Annotated in this window: 16 protein-coding genes and 1 pseudogene; 12 read left to right on the top strand and 5 right to left on the bottom strand. The window is 59.4% G+C overall.

Features of this window, described 5'->3' with window-relative positions; all coding sequences use genetic code 11:
• The 4 genes from QVP03_RS08545 to QVP03_RS08530 form a co-directional block, all read right to left on the bottom strand.
• Positions 1-423, bottom strand: a 423-nt coding sequence (locus QVP03_RS08545) for a methionyl-tRNA formyltransferase (protein WP_288210716.1), incomplete at its 3' end; no start/stop codon positions are given.
• 65 nt (positions 424-488) lie between these two features.
• Complete coding sequence (locus QVP03_RS08540; protein WP_018695847.1) at positions 489-1,712, bottom strand: bifunctional 3,4-dihydroxy-2-butanone-4-phosphate synthase/GTP cyclohydrolase II; 1,224 nt, start codon at positions 1,710-1,712, stop codon at positions 489-491.
• Positions 1,687-3,189, bottom strand: a complete 1,503-nt coding sequence (locus tag QVP03_RS08535; protein ID WP_022333070.1) for an LptF/LptG family permease — start codon at positions 3,187-3,189, stop codon at positions 1,687-1,689. Before QVP03_RS08535 ends, QVP03_RS08540 begins: the two co-directional genes overlap by 26 nt.
• Entirely contained in the window at positions 3,186-4,019 is an 834-nt protein-coding gene (locus tag QVP03_RS08530; protein ID WP_022333069.1) for a metal ABC transporter permease, read from the bottom strand. Before QVP03_RS08530 ends, QVP03_RS08535 begins: the two co-directional genes overlap by 4 nt.
• 40 nt (positions 4,020-4,059) lie before the next feature.
• On the opposite strand from QVP03_RS08530, the gene QVP03_RS08525 reads away from it, so the two are divergent.
• The 11 genes from QVP03_RS08525 to QVP03_RS08475 all read left to right on the top strand — a co-directional run bounded on the left by QVP03_RS08525 (position 4,060) and on the right by QVP03_RS08475 (position 18,426).
• Entirely contained in the window at positions 4,060-4,311 is a 252-nt protein-coding gene (locus QVP03_RS08525) for a hypothetical protein (RefSeq protein ID WP_276792599.1), read from the top strand.
• Between the two features lie 142 nt (positions 4,312-4,453).
• Positions 4,454-6,361 carry a hypothetical protein gene (locus tag QVP03_RS08520; protein ID WP_022333068.1) on the top strand — a complete coding sequence of 636 codons (1,908 nt, stop codon included), beginning with the start codon at positions 4,454-4,456 and terminating at the stop codon, positions 6,359-6,361.
• A gap of 22 nt (positions 6,362-6,383) precedes the next feature.
• Positions 6,384-8,159, top strand: coding sequence for a S41 family peptidase (locus tag QVP03_RS08515; RefSeq protein ID WP_022333067.1), 1,776 nt, complete (start codon positions 6,384-6,386; stop codon positions 8,157-8,159).
• Between the two features lie 138 nt (positions 8,160-8,297).
• Positions 8,298-9,626, top strand: a complete 1,329-nt coding sequence (locus tag QVP03_RS08510) for a MiaB/RimO family radical SAM methylthiotransferase (protein WP_022333066.1) — start codon at positions 8,298-8,300, stop codon at positions 9,624-9,626.
• Between the two features lie 36 nt (positions 9,627-9,662).
• A complete protein-coding gene (locus tag QVP03_RS08505) occupies positions 9,663-10,448 on the top strand; it encodes a hypothetical protein (protein ID WP_022333065.1) in 786 nt (261 codons plus the stop codon).
• 4 nt (positions 10,449-10,452) lie between these two features.
• Positions 10,453-11,898, top strand: coding sequence for a TrkH family potassium uptake protein (locus tag QVP03_RS08500; protein WP_022333064.1), 1,446 nt, complete (start codon positions 10,453-10,455; stop codon positions 11,896-11,898).
• Entirely contained in the window at positions 11,886-13,451 is a 1,566-nt protein-coding gene (locus QVP03_RS08495) for an SPOR domain-containing protein (protein ID WP_022333063.1), read from the top strand. Before QVP03_RS08500 ends, QVP03_RS08495 begins: the two co-directional genes overlap by 13 nt.
• A 44-nt stretch (positions 13,452-13,495) precedes the next feature.
• Positions 13,496-13,981, top strand: coding sequence for an NfeD family protein (locus QVP03_RS08490; protein ID WP_195611182.1), 486 nt, complete (start codon positions 13,496-13,498; stop codon positions 13,979-13,981).
• Positions 13,982-13,999: 18 nt separating this feature from the next.
• On the top strand, positions 14,000-15,979 hold the full coding sequence (locus tag QVP03_RS08485) for an NPCBM/NEW2 domain-containing protein (protein WP_022333061.1): 1,980 nt from the start codon (positions 14,000-14,002) through the stop codon (positions 15,977-15,979).
• A 56-nt stretch (positions 15,980-16,035) separates the two neighbouring features.
• Positions 16,036-17,007, top strand: a complete 972-nt coding sequence (floA, locus tag QVP03_RS08480; RefSeq protein ID WP_018695856.1) for a flotillin-like protein FloA — start codon at positions 16,036-16,038, stop codon at positions 17,005-17,007.
• A 141-nt stretch (positions 17,008-17,148) separates the two neighbouring features.
• Positions 17,149-18,426, top strand: coding sequence for a M64 family metallopeptidase (locus tag QVP03_RS08475; RefSeq protein WP_022333060.1), 1,278 nt, complete (start codon positions 17,149-17,151; stop codon positions 18,424-18,426).
• Positions 18,427-18,575: 149 nt separating this feature from the next.
• On the opposite strand, the gene QVP03_RS08470 is transcribed toward QVP03_RS08475, so the two are convergent.
• Complete coding sequence (locus QVP03_RS08470) at positions 18,576-19,343, bottom strand: CDGSH iron-sulfur domain-containing protein (protein ID WP_022333059.1); 768 nt, start codon at positions 19,341-19,343, stop codon at positions 18,576-18,578.
• A gap of 145 nt (positions 19,344-19,488) precedes the next feature.
• Here QVP03_RS08470 and QVP03_RS08465 point away from each other — a divergent pair.
• Positions 19,489-19,827, top strand: a pseudogene (locus QVP03_RS08465) (hypothetical protein); the annotation flags it as partial.

Below are 19,827 nucleotides of genomic sequence, written 5' to 3'. Positions count from 1 at the left end.
CAGGAAGGTCGTGACGCCCGTTTCCGTCTCCCCGTTGATGACTGCCCAGTTGATGGGCGCCGCACCGCGGTATTGCGGCAGCAGCGAGGCGTGGAGGTTGAACGTCCCCAGGCGCGGCATGGCCCAGATTACCTCGGGCAGCATCCGGAATGCGATGACGATCCCCAGGTCGGGCCGCAGTGCCTGCATCGCCGCGACGAATTCCGGGGCCTTGAGTTTCTCGGGCTGCAATACCGGCAGCCCCAGTTCGAGTGCGGCCAGTTTCACGTCGCTCCGGTGGAGTTTCTGCCCGCGGCCGGCGGGTTTGTCGGGCGTGGTGACCACGCCCACGACGTTATAGCCCCCGGCGACCAGCGCCCGGAGCGACGGCACGGCGAATTCGGGCGTGCCCATGAATACGATACGCAGTTCTTTCGGGTTCATCGTTGTCTGACGTTTTTTCCGGCCTGCATCCCGCCTCCGGGCGCGGCCTGTTTCATCGCACGGGTTTATTGCTTGTCCAGCCCCAGCGTGTGGTGCATACGCTGCTCCTTGGTCTTCAGGTAGCGCAGGTTGTGCTCATTGGGGGCGATGACGATGGGCACGATCTGGTCGATCTTCAGCCCGTAGCCCTCCAGCCCCGCGCGCTTGAGCGGGTTGTTGGTCATCAGCCGCATGTGCTTGATGCCCATTTCGCGGATGATGCTCGCCCCGACGCCGTAGTCGCGTTCGTCGACGCCGAAGCCCAGCCGGACGTTGGCGTCGACCGTGTCGAGCCCTTCGTCCTGGAGCTTGTAAGCTTTGATTTTATTGCAAAGGCCGATGCCGCGTCCCTCCTGCTGGAGGTAGATGATGGCACCCTTGCCCTCCCGTTCGATCATGCGCATCGCCTCGTGCAGCTGGTCGCCGCAGTCGCAGCGGCACGAGCCGAAGATGTCGCCCGTGGCGCACGACGAATGCACGCGTGTCAGCACCGGTTCGTCTTCCGTCCACTCGCCTTTGGTGAGCGCCACGTGCTCCAGCCCGTTGCTCTTCTGCCGGAACGGCGTGATGCGGAAGTCGCCCCATGCGGTCGGCAGGTCGACGGTCTCGCCCTTCTCGACGATGGATTCTTCGCGCAGCCGGTATTCGATGAGCGATGCGATCGAAATGATCTTGAGGCCGAACTTCCGGGCGATCTCCGTCAGTTGCGGCAGGCGCGCCATCGTGCCGTCCTCGTTCATGATCTCGATCAGTGCGCCTGCGGGCTGCAGGCCGGCCAGCCGGGCGAGGTCTATCGCGGCCTCGGTATGCCCCGGACGGCGCAGCACGCCTTTCTGGCGGGCACGCAGCGGGTTGATGTGCCCCGGGCGGCCGAGGTCGGTGGCCCGGGTCGCGGGGTCGGCCAGGGCGCGTATGGTGGCGGCGCGGTCGTGGATCGAGACGCCCGTGGTGCAGCCGTTGCCGAGCAGGTCGACCGTCACGGTGAAGGGCGTGCCCAGCAGCGAAGTGTTGTTCTCTTCCATCATGTTGAGCCCCAGTTCGGCGCACCGCTCCTCCGACAGCGGGGCGCAGAGCACGCCGCGTCCCTCCTTGAGCATGAAGTTCACGATTTCGGGCGTGATTTTCTCCGCCGCGACGATGAAGTCGCCTTCGTTCTCGCGGTCTTCGTCGTCGACGACGATCACTATCCTGCCGTTGCGGAAATCTTCAATAACCTCTTCTACACTATTCAGAATCGTGCTTTTTGCCATTTCGTTTGAGTTTTATCGCGTTTTTCAATTTGTTGATCGCAGGTCGCATGCGCTCGTTCAATGCCTTGAGTCTTCCGGCATACCAGTCCGTGTCGAGCAATGCCGAGTCGTTGGTGGCCTTGTAGGTCAGGTATACGGCGATCGGCGTGAGGATGAACGTCGAGAGCCAGATGCCGTATACGGCTTCCCAGCTGCCCTCCTTGGCCAGTTTCTCGCCCGAGAGGCTGATGATGTAGTAGATCACGAAGAAGATGATCGACACCACGACCGGAAGTCCCAGGCCGCCCTTGCGGATGATGGCGCCCAGCGGAGCCCCGATCAGGAAGAAGATCATGATCGACACGGGGAGCGATATTTTCTTGTGCCACTCGACCTTGCTGCGGTACAGCTGGTTGAGCGCCTCCTTGGCGGCCGACTCGTCGAACGAGAACATGTTGCGCGAGCTTTTGGCCAGCGTCCGCGCCTGGTTCCATATCCGCGCCTTGTCGCGGAGTTTGAGTGCCGAGAGGGAGTCCATCGCTTCGAGGCTGCCGAAGCCGCTCTTGTCTTTGCGCAGGCTGTCGGGCTGCGGCAGCACGGAGTTGTCGCGTGAGAATATCTGTTCCTTGAGCAGCGGTTCGTACGAACGGGTCGTGGCGTTGTTCACCAGGATTTCCAGCGAGTCGATATCCTGCTGCAGCTCGTTGATGTTCTTGGTCTGGCTGTTCGAAAATTGGTTGGCGTCGCTGCGCTGCATGGCGAAGCCTTCCATGGGGATCGTCTGATCCTGCTTGTCGAAGATGTGGTGGCGCAGCCTGCTCTGGGTGAACCACTGGCTGTTGCGGGTCTGCTCGTACATCTCGCCGTTGAAAAGCGTCACGAGCAGGAACCGCTTGTCGTCCGACAGGCGGATGTAGCCCGAGTCGGCCACGATGGTGTTCATGTTGCCGTCGGCGATGCGGTTGTCGTAGATCAGCACGTCGCGCAGCAGGTGCGTTTCGGGTTCCTGCCGGCTCACGCGGATCGACATGTTGTCGATGCCGTTGAAGAACAGGCCGTCCTGGAATTCGAGGCTCTGTTTCTGCTGGCGGATATCGTAGATGATGCTGTACACCTTTTTGTTGGCATACGGCACGAGGTTGTTGCCGATGAAGAAACTGCCCACGGCGATCACGCTCACCAGGATGATGAGCGGCTTGGTGATGCGGACGAGCGACATGCCGGCCGATTTCATCGCCAGCAGCTCGTAGTTCTCGCCCAGGTTGCCCATGGTCATGATCGCGGCCAGCAGCATGGCCAGCGGCAGCCCCAGCGGGATCATGTTGGCCATGAAATAGGTCATCAGCTCGATGATGATGCCGGCGCTCAACCCCTTTCCGACCAGCTCGTCGATGTAGCGCCACACGATGTTCATCATCAGGACGAACATCACGATGAAGAACGTGAGCACCATCGGCCCCAGGTAGGCTTTCAGTACGAGTTTGTGGATGGTTTTCATGCGGCGGCTCCGGCTTTTTTCTGACGCAAAGGTAATAGTTTTACTGTAATAAGCGTAAGGGTGAGGGTAAATATTATGGCCGCCCCGGGCGGAACTTCGAAATTGTAGCTTGCGACCAGTCCGGCCACATTGCCGGCCACGGCGACCAGCGGGGCGCCGAGCGCGATGGTGCGGTAGGATTTGGAGAGGGCGTTGACGATGGCGACGGGCATGGTGAGCAGCGAGATGAGCAGCACGATGCCCATGATGCGGATCGAGAGGACGATCGTGACGGCGACCAGCGCCGCCATGGCGTAGGAGATCACGCGCGTAGGGATGCCGCGGCTGCGGGCGAAGTCGCGGTCGAAAGCCACGTACATCACGGGGCGCAGCCACAGCAGAGCCCCGGCCATGATGGCCGCGGTCAGGATGGCGAGCGCCACGACGTCGCCGTGCGTCACGGTGACGATGCTGCCGAACAGGTAGGCCGAGAGGTCGCCGGAGGTGTAACCCGGCCTGAGGCTCATGAAGAGCGCCCCGACGGCCATGCCCACCGACCAGATGATGCCGATGGCCGAATCCTCGCGGATGCGCCCCCGGCTCCCGGCCCACTCGATGCCCAGCGCCGAAAGCACGGCGAAGACCATCGCCCCGGCTATGGGGTTGGCTCCCGCGTAGAAAGCTATGCCCAGCCCGCCGAACGAGGCGTGCGTGATGCCGCCCGCGAGGAAAACCATCCTCCGGCATACGACGTAGGTGCCTACGACGCCGCACGTTATGCCCGAGAGGACACATGCCGCCAGCGCATTCGACAGGTAGCCGTAATGGATCAGATCGCTGAAAAATTCCATCCTCGTTCTCTTTATTTGCGCGCAAATTTACGTTTTTTACTTGGATAATTTAGTTCTTGGATATAGAAAAGCATTCGATTTTTTTTATATTTGCGGTTGGATGCCTGCTTGTTTTTTCGGTATCCGCACGATTAACCCCATTTATTTTCAAATTTTTTACATTTTTACATTTATGCGTACATCTTTATTTCTCGGCATGACCGGATTCGCATTCCTGACGACGTTTGGTTTGCAGGGGTGCAGTGATGACGATGGTGGCAATGGCGGCAAAATCCCCCCCCCCCACGATTAATGTTGAGGTGGGTGATGTAACCCGTACAACCGCATCATTTACAATTACTACGAACGGCGCAGCCGACTATGCTTACGCCGTATTGCCGGCATCGGAAACGATTGCCGATGCAGAGGCTCTCTTCGAAAACGGTACCGTAGCCATGTTCGAAGGTGCCAAAAAGGCCGAGGTCAAAATCGAAGACCTTTCTGGCGACACCGAGTACAAGCTCTATGCCGCCGCACGCAACCTCAACCCTTTCCTTTACAGCGAACTCGTATCCGAGTCGATTGACACGCATGTCGCCTACACCGACATGATTACGCTCGAAAGTGTCAAGACTACTTCTTTCGCCTATCATATCATGAAGCCCGAAGGCGTGGCCAAGTACAAGCACGTCTGCCTTTCCAAGTCCGACTACGATTTCATTGCAAACCTTGTCGGTGCTACCCCGGATTCTTATGCAAGTGCTTTCGGTACGGAAGCGACCGAGGACGAAACTTACGTTTTCGAGACCACCTTTTTCGACACGAGCGGCTATCGTCAGGATATTTACTCCGATATGGAGTTTATCATCATAGCCGGTGAAATCGACGGCGAAGGGCAAGTGGCCAAGGATGCAGCGAAGACGCTCGTTTTCAAGACCAAAAAAGCCGGTACCGCCCCATATGGTATCGATGTCTCTGTGAGCAATATCGCCTCGATGACGGCCGATATAACCATTAAGCCCGAGGAAGGAATCGAGCGCTTCCGTTATCATGTGAACACGAAGGCGGAGTTCGATTATACCGCTTTTGAGGGCGAGGCTTCCGTTCGCCGTATGATTATCGGCCATTGGGACGATGTTTCGAACGAAAGTTCGGGGGCTATCACTGTCAATGCAAAGGGCCTTAAGCCCAATACCGAGTACCAGGTCGGGATCGTAGGGTTCGATAAGGACATGCGCGAGAAGTTCCTGCTCTACGACTTTACGACGGGCGAACCTACCGGGCCCCTGCCCGAGCTGACTGCCGAGCCCGTAACCGTCGAAACGCCGTGGAACAAAGCAGCCTTCAAGATCAAGACGACCTATACGGTCTCGATGGTGGCCGGAGTTTTCCCGAGGGGATCCATCGAAGACGTTCTCAGCCGTCCCGGTAACGAGGCGCTTACGGCCGGCGATGTCATCGCTGCCAACGGCACTTCGTTAACCCCGGAGCAGGTTGCTGCTGCTATGAGTGAAGAGGGGCTTGTCATCGAGAGCGACGTGCTCACGCCGAATACCGAGTACGAGTTCGGTGTTTATGCGACGAATGAGGAAAGCGTGGGCGTTTCCGTAGTGAAGGATTTCGCGACAGTTTCGTTGCCGCAGTTCGATGGGAATGGCGTGCGTGCGAAACTCCCCGGCAAATACACCGCGACGACCAAGGATCTCGAAGGCAAAACGGTGACCTTCTCCGTTACTATTGCCACGGGTGTGAACGAGGCGACCGAAAAGGCTTACCACGATATGAACCGCCTGGTCGTATTGGGTTTTGCTCCGTGCGGTGTTGAGTATGCGGATCCTGAGAAGTTGCTTGCGAACGGCTGGGTTGCGAACAAAGAGGAAGCCGATGCCGGTTACGGCCCGAAGTGGTTCATCGAATTCAACAGTGACAACACGATTTCGACGAGCGCCCCGAGCGACGGGATGCTGGATTACACGATGGCGAAGTTCAACGGTAAGGAACTCTATTTCCGCGGTTATGCCAAGCGCCCTACCAGCGATCGCTACACGGACACGGCGATAAGTTTCCCTATCGAAGTGGCGGACGATTTGACACTGACGGTTAAGAAAGTGGTCGATGAGTCCGAATTCGGCACCTTTATCTATTATCCCGGTGTGATGTCGGGTACCAGCCAATGGTATGGCGATATGGCTTTTGCGGCATCGGACGAGATCGTCCTGACGCGCGATGCCGACCAGGGCGCCGAGCCGGCAGCCGTGAAGAACGTGCGGCAGGTTAGCCTGCCCGAACGGGTGACCGTGAACCTCGATGCCGCTCCTGTGGCCGACAGCCGTCGTATTGCGGCAGAACGAATGATGCGTTAATCCTTAATAAAATACTTTAGACATGAAGAATTTGTTTGGATGGATGCTGGCGGCACTGCTGGCCTTGACGGTCGGTGTGTCGTGTAGCGACGACGATGATTTGAATGAAGGTGCGGGGATTGCCTCTCCCGCATGGAAGGCTGAGAACCAGGCCGTGATCGAAGGCGAGACGCTCGATTTCGAATTTACCGCCGAAGGCCGGTGGACGGCTGTGAGCTCGGCTGACTGGTGCGAGGTGAAGACTCCCTCGGGTGTGGCAGGCGAATCGCTGCTGAGGTTGAAGGTCGCCAAGAACAACCTTGCCGAGGCGCGTACGGCCACGATCACCGTCCATGTGAAAGGATACGCCGCATCGGCCTCTTTCGTGGTGAAGCAGGCCGAAGGTACAACCGAGCAGGGGGATGGTAAATACCGCTCCGTGAACGAATGGGTAGCGGACTATATGAAGAACTTCTACTTGTGGAATCGTCCGATCGAAAACCTCTTCCTCGATTACAGCCTTAGCTACGACCGCTTTTTCACCTCGATCCTCGACGGCGTAGCTGCCCAGGATGACGTGAACCACGACGACGGCTTCTGGCAGGGGCAGAAACGCATGTACTATTACTCTAATTTGCAAAGCGATGCTCCCGTGTCGCGAGCTCCGGGACAAACGCAGTCCGGGTCGGGTATTTATCTGTTGCAAGCCACCCGCCTCGGTACAGACTATATCGGGTTTGCGGTTATGGCGGTCGTTCCTGGGACGCCGGCTGACGACGCGGGACTCGTGCGCGGCGATTTCATCACGTCGGTCAACGGCGTGGAGGTGACCGATGCCAACTACAAGACGCTGGGCCAGTATGTATACGACGGGTCTGTCGAGATTGCGGTTAGCCAGGTGACCTGGGAAGATAACGGAAGCACTCCTGTGCTCAGCTCGAAAGGCAACATCCAGCTCGGGGCCGCTTCCTTTACCGATCCGGCCATCTACATGGACAAGGTGGTCGGCATCGATGGCACCGAGAAAAAAGTGGGATACCTGCTCTATATGGGCTTTAATATCGACTATGACGATGAGTTGATGGCGGCATTCGAACGTTTCCGCCAGCAGAACGTCACCGACCTGATTCTTGATTTGCGCTACAACAACGGCGGCGATGTGCTTTCGAGCGCCGTGCTCGGTACGCTGGTTGCGGGCAACGACTACAAGGGACAGGTTTATGCACATACCACGTTCAATGAAGACCGCACGGAAGCCGGTGAAGGCGGTGACTACAAGATCGGCGTCAAGGAAACAGTTGAGCGCATATACGAACCGCTCGAAACGGCGCTTCAGCATGCTGTGGGGTTGAAGAAGATATATGTGCTGGTGAGCCAGACGACCGCTTCGGCCAGTGAAATGGTGATCAATGGCCTGCGTGGTCTGGACATCGAGGTCAACCTCATCGGGCAGACCACCAACGGCAAGAACGTAGGTATGGAAGGAGTGATGCGGTCATTCTACAATCATGAGTTCCTGCTCTACCCTGTTACCTTTTACGTTGAGAACGCCAAGGGGTTCCGGGATTATTCGACGGGTTTTGTCCCCGATGTCGAGATTGACGATTCGGCGATCTACCCGGGGGAGTTCGGTACAATGGAAGATCAGCTCGGCTATATTGCGCTGGTGTGGATCAAGAGCGGCAAGAAGCCGGAACTCCAGGCTTCGTCGTTGACACGCGGCGGGGGCAGTCCGATGAAGCCTTTCGGCGACTTGTGGGATATCCGTCCCATACGACCGATGGGCGGTGCCGTCATGCGTCCCCGGACGGACGAGTAGTGTTCCGTTTTTCTTATGCTGCAGAGGCGTCCGTACAGGGCGCCTTTGCTCTATTTATCTCGGTCTGTAATTTTTTTGTTGAAAAGACGCCCCTTTTCGTACGGTTTTCGTAATTTCGCCCAGCAAAACACATATTTTATGCAACAACGCCGAGTCAATTTCCATACCCTGGGTTGCAAACTCAATTTTTCGGAGAGCTCCACCCTTGCCCGGGAGTTCGAAGAGGGCGGTTTCGTCCGCGTGGCGCCCGATGCCGAAGCCGATATATGCGTCGTCAACAGTTGTTCGGTGACCGAACATGCCGACAAGAAATGCCGTAACCTGATCCGCAAGCTGCACCGCCGCAACCCCGGTGCCATCATCGCCGTCACGGGGTGTTACGCGCAACTCAAACCGCAGGAGATCGCGGCAATCGAAGGTGTGGATATTGTCTTGGGTAACAACGATAAGGGCGATTTATATAAACGTGTGCTCGAACTTCCGGGCAAAGGCCGTGCGCAGGTTTACAGTTGCGATGCCGATTCGCTCACATCGTTCTTCGCGGCCTTTTCGAGCGGCGACCGCACGCGGGCCTTCCTCAAGGTGCAGGACGGCTGCGACTACAAGTGCGCATACTGTACGATCCACTACGCTCGCGGCGGCAGCCGGAACATGCCGGTCGCCGATCTGGTCGCCGAGGCGCGCCGGATCGCGGCGGCCGGACAGAAGGAGATCGTCCTGACGGGCGTCAACACGGGGGATTTCGGCCGGACGACGGGCGAGAAGTTCATCGACCTGCTGCGGGCGCTGGACGGCGTGGACGGGATCGAGCGTTACCGCATCTCCTCCATCGAACCGAACCTTTTGACGGACGAGATCATCGCCTTCTGCGCCACTTCGCCGAAATTCCAGCATCATTTCCACATCCCCCTGCAGAGCGGTTCTCATTTCCACATCCCCCTGCAGCGCGGCTCGGACAAGATCCTGGGGCTGATGCGCCGCCGTTATACCACGGCGCGCTTCGCCGACCGGATCGCCGCCGTACGCGCGCTGATGCCCGACGCCTTCATCGGCATCGACGTGATCGTCGGTTTCCCCGGTGAGACGGAGGAGGATTTCCGCACGACCTACGACTTCCTTGCCGGGCTGGAACCGGCCTTTCTGCATATTTTCCCCTTCTCGGAACGTCCCGGTACGCCGGCCGTGGAGATGCCCGGCAAGGTGCAGGCTTCGGTGGCGACGCGCCGCGCGGCCCAGCTGGAGGCGCTGTGCGCGAAGCTGCACGCGGCATTCTGCGCCCGTGCCGTGGGGAGCGAGGATTCCGTGTTGTTCGAAAGCACGCGGCGCGGGGGCATGATGTTCGGCTTTACGGGCAACTACCGCCGGGTGAAGGCTCCCTACGACAAGGCCCGCGTCAACACCGTTTGCCGCGTCAGGCTGGGGGCTATGGACGAATCTCACGACCTGATGGGTGAAATTCGGGATTAAATCATTATATTTGCCACTACAAAATTCATAAGGAGTATGACGGGTTTGCGCAAAAGGGTGACGGTGGGCTTCCTGAGCATCGTATGCCTGCTGTTTTTTTCGGGCATGGTCTCGTTCGTGGAGCTGAGCCATCTGAGCCGTGACACGGGCGAGATCCTCAAGGCCAACATGCGTAATATCGAGCTGGCCAAGGAGATGCTCGACGCCGCGCACGAACAGAACGTGGCGCTGATCCGCCTTTCGGTATTCGGCGACCGCTCGTGCGACAGCCTTTGCCGCCGGAGCCTCGAACGGCTGGAGAATACGCTGCTCGTGGCACAGGACGAGGCGCTCGAAAAGTCGTTCCTCGACTCGCTCGCCTTCGCGACGACCGAGCTGCGCCTGCTGACCGACAACTATCTGGCCTTCGGAACCGCTGCGCCGGAGGTGCCGGGGCCCGTTTTACCCGATTCCGTGGGGGTCAAATGGTATAACGACGAGTACGTGGCGCTCTACGGGCGCCTCACGTCGGCCATCAAGAACTATATGACTTCGACGCAGAGTTCGCTGGCGCCGCGTGCCGAGCAGATGAAGAAGAACGCCTACCGGGCCGTGACGCCCGTGCTGATCTCGCTGGCGGTGATGATCGCCATCGTGCTGATGCTCTATTATTTCATGTCCGTCTACTGTGTCAATCCCATCCTGCGCATGAACAAGGGGCTGGGCGATTACCTTTCGTTCCGCGTGCCGTTCGTCGTCAAGACCGACTGCAAGGACGAAATGCTGGAGCTCAAAGAGAAGATCGAGACGCTGATCACCATTTCCAAGCAACCGAAAGCCTGATGCGATGCGAGTAGACGTGGTATTGCGATATGTCGGGGTAGTGATGATATTCATCGCGCTGTTCATGCTCCTGTCGGCGGGTATCTCCTACGTCAGCGGCATGGACTCGGCGTTCTACCCGCTGCTCCTGTCGTCGTTGCTCACGGCCCTGCTGGGGGCTTTCCCGCTGATTTTCGTGGAACGCACGGAGCAGATCACCAACAAGGAGGGCTTCTGCGTGGTGGTCGGCTCGTGGCTGGTGGCCTGTGTGGTCGGGACATTCCCCTACCTGATCTGGGGCGGGGAGTTCAGCTTGGTAAACGCCTGGTTCGAAAGCGTCTCGGGCTTTACGACCACCGGGTCGACGATCCTGAACGATGTCGAGGCGCTGCCCCGCGGGTTGCAGTTCTGGCGTTTCTCGACGACCTGGGTCGGAGGTATGGGCGTGGTGATGTTCGCGCTGCTGATCCTGCCCTCGCTGGGCCGCAATAAGCTGACGCTGTCGAATGTCGAGCTCTCGACGCTCGCCAAGGACAATTACCGTTACCGCACGCAGATCATCGTGCAGATACTGCTGGTGGTCTATGTCGGGCTTACGGTGGTTTCGACCCTTCTGCTCAAGATGGCGGGCATGAACTGGTTCGATTCGCTTTGCCATGCCATGTCGGCCTGTGCCACGAGCGGGTTTTCGACCAAGAACGCCAGCGTCGCCTATTTCAACAGCCCGATGATCGACACGATCCTGATCTTCGCGATGGCCACGGCGGGTATTCATTTCGGACTGATCTATGCCACGGTGACGGGCAAGCGCAGCAATATTTTCCGTTCGGAAGTGACGCGCTGGTACCTCGGCATGCTGTTCGCGGGCGGGCTGCTGATCGCCGTCAGCCTCTATGCCGCGGATATCTACCCCGCCTTCACGTCGGCTTTCCGCCACGGGCTTTTCCAGTTCGTGTCGGTGGTGACGACGACCGGGTTTGCGACGGCCGATTCCAACCAGTGGACTTCGTTCGCGGTCATCCTGCTGATTTTCGGTTCGATCGTGTGTGCCTGCGCCGGATCCACGGCGGGCGGTATCAAGACCAACCGGCTGGTGCTGGCCATGAAGATGATGCGCACGCGGCTGCGGCAGCAGCAGCATCCCAATGCGATCATCCGCATCCGCCTCGACGGCGTTATCCAGGAGACGGAGGCGCTCCATTCGGTCATGATATTCATCGTGGCGTACCTGATGCTGATACTCGCCGGCACGGTTTTCGGGACGATATTCGGCGTCGACCTGATGACCAGTTTCTCGGGGGCCGTGGCGTCGATCGGCAACGTCGGCCCGGGCTTCGGCGAGGTCGGCTCGATGGACAATTTTTCGGCGCTTCCCGGGGTGTTCAAGCTCTCCAATTCGCTGCTGATGCTGTTGGGGCGTCTGGAAATTTTCGGATTCATACAACTCTTTTTCATTAAATGGTGGAGGTAACCGAGATGGTATTTCGTAAGGTTTATATAGTGTTATGTGCGGCGCTGCTGGCGGCGGGAGACCTCTGTGCGCAGCAGGTTCGCGTGGAACCCCGTATCGCGGGGCTCGAGGGCAATCGGGAGTACATGTCGCTTCTGGAACAGGATGCGCAGTTGCAGATCCGCGAGGACTCGATCGTCAATGCCGTGGAATGCGCCCGGCAACAGTTGCGCGAAGACCCCGCGAACAGGCAGCGCTATTCGCAGGAGATCCTGGAGCTCGAAAGCCGGATATTCGAGGTGCGCAATGCCAAGGGGCGCCTGATCGACAAGATCAACACCATCGAGCAGGAGTGGGTGCTCGCCAACCTGAACGGGGCGGCGCAGCAGCCGGCGGAGCCTGCCGCGGAAAGTCCCGCAGGGGCGATCCCCGACTCGCTCAAGGTGCGCAACCTGGTTTTCAACCCCTATTTCCGCGAGCAGCTGCCCGAGGCCGATTATGCGGCCCTGCGCAGGGCGCAGGGGCTGGAGCTGGACGCCGTGGACTATGTGAACCGCTATTTTGCCAACTACGGGACGATCCGCGAACTGGCCGAGGCCTATGCCGCGGCGCAGACCGAGGCGGATGCGGGCGAAATTTACGACCGCTACAATACGTTGCAGGGCTTCAACCGCGTGCTGGCCGATTCGCTCGCCGAGGCATGGAATTATATCGCCGACAACAAAGGGTATGCCTATGGCTATCTGATGGACAAACTGGGGCAGGATGCCATCCTGGCGCGTGAGGAGGAGCGGCTTTCCGAGGCTGCCCGCGAACTCTCGGCACTGCGCGGCGAGGTCGCTTCGGATGCCGTGGCCGATTATTTCCTGCGCAAGAAAGTCCTCGTGGGCTACGAAACGGCCGTGGCCGGCCTGCTGGGGCTTACTTCCGCCCGCGACTCGCTGCGCGGCGTGGCTGCGCAATTGGATGGCATCGACTTCCGCCTGCCCCGTATCGACGTGGCGCAGCGCTATTTCCTCGACTACGACAGCATCGCGTTCTCCGCAACGCCAAAATACAGCTACCAGCACCCGATCCCCGAGTGCAGGGTCTACGAGCACGGGACGATCTACCGTATCCTGCTGGGCACGTTCAATACCAAGCGTGCCGTCTCCACGTTCCGGGGGGCGTATCCGCTCTCCTATCTGGTCGGCGAGGATAAGAAATGGTGCTACTATGCCGGGGGCTTCGCAACCCGGGAGGAGGCCGAGGCCGCGCAAAAACTCTTGAAATCCAAAGGCTTCGTCCGCCCCGAAATCGTGGTGTGGACGGACGGCGCCTACCGCAACCTTTCGCGTGACCCCGAGGCGCAGCAGATTGCCTACCGGGTCGAAATCACCGGTACGGAGGCACTGCCCGACGTTGTCAAGACCGTTATCACCGAGGCGGCCGAGGGGTGCGAACTCTCGCGCGTGGGACAGCAGTTGTTCGTGGTGGGGATGTTCGACGACAAGGCCGTGGCCGACCGCGTGGCCGCCGCAATAATACAGGCAGACCCGTCTTTGGAAATAAAAGTCGCCGAAATTGCGGAATAATTGAATTTATTGCCTATCTTTAGTGCAATGTTCAACAACTCCTTATGACGATGTTCTATATCATACTCCTGATCGTATTGGGACTGCTTTTCCTGGTGGCGGAATTGGTGCTGCTGCCCGGCGTGTCGATCGGTGCCATCCTGGCGCTGGTTTGCTACGGCAGTTCCATCTACCTCGCTTTCCGCGATTACGGCACCGTAGCCGGGGTCGTAGTCATCCTGGCTATCCTCCTGCTTTCGCTCGTCGCCACGATTATTTCCCTGCGCGCCAAGACCTGGCAGCGCTTTTCGCTCAAACAGAGGGTCGATTCGTCGAGTATGCCCGCGACCCCCGACCAGGAATTGCAGGTGGGCGACCGCGGCATGACCCTTTCGCGCCTTTCCCCGATGGGTACGGTCGAGGTCGGCGGCAAGGTCTACGAGGCCAAGTCGCTGACGGCCTATGTCGACCCGCGCCGGGAGGTCGAAGTCGTGGGCTTCGATAATTTCAGCGTCATCGTAAAGACCGTGAAGGAACGGCGGCAGGCATAGCCCGATAATCGGACGACGATGAGATACCTCAGATTCTTTGCACTGCTGGCCGTCGTGGGGATGGCTTGCGATTCCCGGGCGCAGGGAACGAAGGAGGTCTGGCTGGACGAGCTGGATCTCTCGTGCTGCATTCAGGACTGGGGCTTGCCGCAGGCCGACCGCTCGGTGCTGGATACTCCCCTCACGGTGGGCGGCGTCGTTTACGGCCGAGGCGTGGGAACCCATTCGATCAGCCGTATGCTGTTCGGGCTCGGCGGCGATGCCGTCTCCATCGCCGGGGCGGTGGGCGCGGACGATAAAAACCTGTTCGCCGGGAAACACCGGTTCAAAATCCTCGGTGACCGGAAGGTGCTGTGGGACAGCGGTGTGATGCGCAAGGGCGATGCTGCCCGTGCGTTCGACGTCGACTTGTCCGGCCTGGACAAAGTCCTGCTGCTGGTCGAGGAGGCCGGCGACGGGATCATGTACGACCATGCCGACTGGCTGGAGGTGAGGATCTCCACGCGCGGGGAGGTGAAACCCCTGCCCGTCTGGGCCAGGCCGATCTCCAAGGGTAAATATATCCTGACCCCCGCGAGCCCCGAAACGCCGCAGATCAACAATCCGCTCGTATACGGCGCCCGCCCGGGCAATCCCTTCCTGATGCCTGTCATGGCCAGCGGCAAACGCCCGATGGCGTACGGGGCGCAGGGGCTTCCCGAAGGGCTGGAGCTCGATCCCCGTACGGGCCTGATAACGGGCCGTGTGCCCGCCGAAGGGGATTTCAGGGTGCTGCTGACAGCGGAGAATGCCCTCGGGAAAGCCGAACGGGAGATGTTGCTGAAAATAGGGCCGCAAATCGCCCTGACTCCGCCCATGGGCTGGAACAGCTGGAATTGCTGGGGGTTCTCGGTCGACGACGCGAAGGTGCGCGATGCCGCCCGCGCCATGCACGAAAAACTCCTGGTCTACGGATGGACGTATGTCAATATCGACGACGGATGGCCGGCGGATACGCGTTCGGCCGACGGCAGGCTCCTCCCGAACGAAAAATTCCCGGATTTCAAAGGCCTCAGCGACTACGTCCACTCCCTTGGGCTCAAATTCGGCATCTACTCCTCGCCCGGGCCCACGACCTGCGGAAATTATCCGGGGAGCTACCGGCATGAACTCACCGACGTCCGGACTTGGGCCGAATGGGGCGTGGATTACCTCAAACACGACTATTGCGGCTACCTGCAAATCGAAAGGGACTCCGAGGAAAAGACGATCCAGGAACCCTACGTGGTCATGCGCAAGGCGCTGGATCAGGTCGACCGGGATATCGTCTACTGCGTGGGCTACGGGGCTCCCAACGTGTGGAACTGGGGCGCCGAAGCCGGCGGCAACCTGTGGCGTACGACCCGCGACATCACCGATGAATGGAACGTGGTGACGGCGATCGGCTGTTTCCAGGACGTTTGCGCGCAGGCCACGGCCCCGGGCAGGTACAACGACCCCGATATGCTGGTGGTCGGCCGGCTGGGACACGGCTGGGGTGCCGATGCCCACGAATCCGAGCTGACCCCCGACGAACAATATGCCCATATTTCGCTGTGGGCCATCCTCTCCGCCCCGCTGCTGATCGGTTGCGACATGCGGGCGATAGACGACTTCACGCTCGGGCTGCTGACCAATTCCGAAGTGATCGCCGTGAACCAGGATCCGCTGGTCGCCCCCGCCGTCAAACGGGTCATCCCCAACGGGCAGGTGTGGTACAAAAAACTCTGCGACGGTTCGTATGCGCTGGGATTTTTCCAGTTGGATCCCTATTTCGTGCTGTGGGATCAGGACGAGGCGGAAGCCATCCAGGAGCAGAACTACGAATTCGAATTCGACCTGCGGGAACTCGGGATCGGCGGGAAGGCCGAAGTCCGGGACTTGTGGCGGCAGCAAGACCTGGGTACGTGCACGGGCACGCTCCGGGCGCTTGTACCCTACCACGGGGTTTCGCTGGTCAGGATAACGCCCGTGGAGTGAGCTCGGGCAGAAAGGTGTAATTCAAGGATAATTTTCTAACTTAATAGCATTCGATTATGGATTTTCAAGCAGGATTGATCGTATTGATCGTATTCGTGAGCCTTTTTGCGATCTGGCTCATCTTCTATTTCATCCCGGTGGGACTGTGGTTCTCGGCATTGGTGTCGGGCGTAAGGATCAGCCTGCTGCAACTCATTCTGATGCGCTGGCGCAAGGTGCCGCCCTCGACGATCGTTTCGTCGATGATCGAGAGCACGAAGGCCGGGCTGGAACTCAACCCCAACGAACTCGAGGCGCATTACCTTGCGGGCGGCAATGTCACCAGCGTGGTGCATGCCCTGGTATCGGCACAGAAGGCCAATATCATGCTCGATTTCAAGATGGCTACGGCCATCGACCTGGCGGGCCGCGACGTGTTCGAGGCCGTGCAGATGTCGGTGAACCCCAAGGTCATCAACACGCCTCCCGTAGCGGCCGTGGCCAAGGACGGCATCCAGCTGATCGCCAAGGCGCGCGTCACGGTGCGTGCCAATATCAAGCAGCTGGTCGGCGGTGCCGGTGAGGAGACCGTGCTGGCGCGTGTCGGCGAGGGCATCGTCTCGTCGATCGGTTCGGCCGCATCGCACAAGATCGTGCTCGAAAACCCCGATTCCATTTCGCGCGTCGTGCTCGAAAAGGGCCTCGATGCCGGTACGGCGTTCGAAATCCTCTCGATCGACATCGCGGACATCGACGTGGGCAAGAATATCGGCGCCCAGTTGCAGATGGATCAGGCGCAGGCCGACAAGAACATCGCCCAGGCCAAGGCCGAGGAGCGCCGCGCCATGGCCGTCGCACTCGAGCAGGAGAACAAGGCCAAGGCACAGGACGCCCGCGCAAAGGTGATCCTGGCCGAAGCCGAGGTGCCGCTGGCTATGGCCGAAGCGTTCCGCAACGGTAACCTGGGGATCATGGACTACTATAAGATGAAGAACATCATGGCCGACACGTCGATGCGCGAGACGATCGCCCGGCCGGAGAAAAAATAACCAGTTCGGGGGATTTTTCGGGGGTACGGTCGAAACCGTACCCCTTTTTTCGTATATTAGATGCCGAATAGAGTTGTATCATTGCAACATCCCGGAACCGGAAGCCCGTTCCCCGGGGTGTGGTTTGAAAAGCAGATTGCCATGAAGAGATTTTTCCTATTGCTGTTTCTCGGTGCGTGCCCGGCCGTGTCGGCGCAGGTGCGCTTCTCGGACTATTTCCTCGAAGAGACGATGCGCTTCGACTATTACCACAGCGGCGACAGCCGCTCGGAAGAGTATTTCTTCGACGCCCTGAAGGCCGAACCCTACTGGGCGGGCTCGCACGTGTCGCTCCTCGATACGACGGGCTACGGGAACCAGTTTTTCCGCATCGTCGACCGCGCTTCCGAACGGGAGATCTATTCGCGCGGCTTCTGTACGCTCTTCAACGAGTGGCAGAGCACGGCCGAGGCCGACAGCGTGCGCCGTTCCTATCCCGAGTCGGTCGTATTCCCCTATCCCAGGCGCCCGTGCCGCATCGAGATCTTCGGCCGCAATGCCGGGGGTCACTTCGAAAAGCGTTTCAGCCAGAATATCGACCCCGCATCCTGCTTCGTCGCGCAGTTCACGCCCCGCTACGAGACTTTCGAGGTGGCATATAACGGCAACCCCGCACATCGTGTCGACATCGTGCTGCTGCCCGAGGGGTATGGCGCCGGGGAGCGGGCGAAATTCGAAGCGGCCTGCCGTGAATTCGCACGCGAATTTTTCAGTTATTCGCCTTTCAGGGAATACGCTTCGCGGTTCAATATCCGCGCCGTGTGGGCGCCGTCCGCCGATTCGGGCGTGACGATCCCCGGCGAGCGCGTGTGGCGCAACACGGCCTGCGGGGCCTCTTTCTATACGTTCGGCTCGGAGCGCTACCAGATGGTCGACGACTTCCAGCGCCTGCGCGACATCGCGGCGCATGTCCCTTATGACTATATCTATGTGTTGTCCAACACCCAGAAATACGGGGGTGGCGGTATCTTCAACTTCTATGGCATCAGCGCCGCACACCACCCTACGCGCACCGGGAAGATTTACGTCCACGAATTCGGGCACCTGCTGCTGGGGCTGGGCGACGAGTATGTCGGCACGACCTCCTACGACGACATGTATGCCCGGGACATCGAGCCGTGGGAGGCGAACCTGACAACGCTCGTCGGGTTCGAGGACAAGTTCTGGAAAGCGATGGTGCCGGCCGGGACGCCCGTTCCGACGCCCGACACCCCTGAGTACGAGGGGGTCGTAGGGGTTTTCGAGGGCGGCGGTTATGCTGCGAAGGGGGTCTATCGCCCGTGGCGGAACTGCCTGATGAACAACCTGCACCGGACGGACGAGTTTTGTCCCGTTTGTACGAAAGCCATCTGCGATTACATCGAGTTTTTGTGTAGGTAAACTTTGCAATGTGTTGTAATACAAGAGGGACGCGTGTGCGTCCCTCTTTCCGTGTGCAGCAGGCCCGTTACCCCGGCCGGCACAGCCCTGCCGTCGTTCCGGTTGCGCGGTGCCGTGCCTGCCTGTCGCAGTGTGGTGCGGCGAGCTGCTCAGTATACCTCTTCGGGCAGGGTTTCGCCGACGGGTTCGCCTGCCAGGCCGTCCTTCCACTTGATCGAGGCGTGGGTGCCGTCGCAATAGGGTTTGTTGGCCGACTGCCCGCAGCGGCACGCCACGACGCGGTTCCGGATTTCGTAGGTGTGCCCGCCCTCGCGCCGCATGGGGATCCCGCCCCGTATCCACAGCCCTCCGCTGGCACCGATCGTGATGTCCTCGATCAGCCCCAGACTCGGTTCGAAACGGAACTCGAAGGGTTTCATCGTCTCCTTGTCCCACGCCGTCAGACGGCCGCTGGGGCACATCGAAGCTTCGCGGATGGCCAGCTTGCGGGCTTCGGGGTCGTCGGATGCCTCGGTCAGCGTCCACGCATCGCCGTGCGGGTGGCAAAAACGTGCGAAGACGCAGTATTTCTCGTTGTCCGTCATCTGGAGCGTGCCCCCGTCGATCACCTCGGCATCGTCGAGCAGGGCGTCCGGACGTGCCGTGAGGCGGGGATCCCAGTTTGCCTTCTCGTGCGAACCGTCGCAGTAGGGCTTGCGGTGCGATGCGCCGCAGCGGCAGATCGCCGTGGGTTCCGCCTCGGTCGAAAAAAGCCTGCCCTGCTGGAAATACCAGCTTTCGTTGGACTCGTTGGGCATGATGAACTGTTCGGCCAGCGGCGGCCTCCCGTAGACCAGGTAGGGGCCCTCCTCGGTCACCGTGATGCTGAAACGCCCTCTGGCGGGTGAACTTCCCGTTTCAATTTTCAATTTGGACATACTATTTGCATTTATAATTCGTTAAGGAGTAGGCGGCAATAATTATTCCCAAATGAATAATTTAGGATGTCCTTGTAGGATTTATCCCGCTTTTTGGTATCTTTGCAAAGATTTTTTAAATTGAAATTCGGTAAATTTGAGTAATATGAAAGGATTCGTAAGGCTGATGGCTGTGGTCGTGACTGCGGCGGCTTTTGCCGTGGCATGCAGCAAGGATAAGGATTCGGGCAAGATCACGCTCGATTCCCCGGCGGTGTTCTTTGCGCAGGCCGGAGGGTCGGCTACGGTCGGTTTCACGGCACAGAACATCAAGACGCTGTCCGCGACGAGCAAACCCACCGGTTGGGACGAGGCGGTCGTCGACCTTGCAGGCGCGACGATCTCCGTCAAGGCCCCTTCGGCCGAGGACATCGAGAGCGGGGATGCCGTCAAGACCGGCTCGTTCTCCTTTACGGGTTACACCCCGGGCGGTACGCTCGTTTCG

Source organism: Alistipes sp. CAG:29 (assembly GCF_000435435.1).
GTDB lineage: Bacteria > Bacteroidota > Bacteroidia > Bacteroidales > Rikenellaceae > Alistipes > Alistipes onderdonkii.
This window is presented reverse-complemented; position numbering and strand designations above follow the sequence as displayed.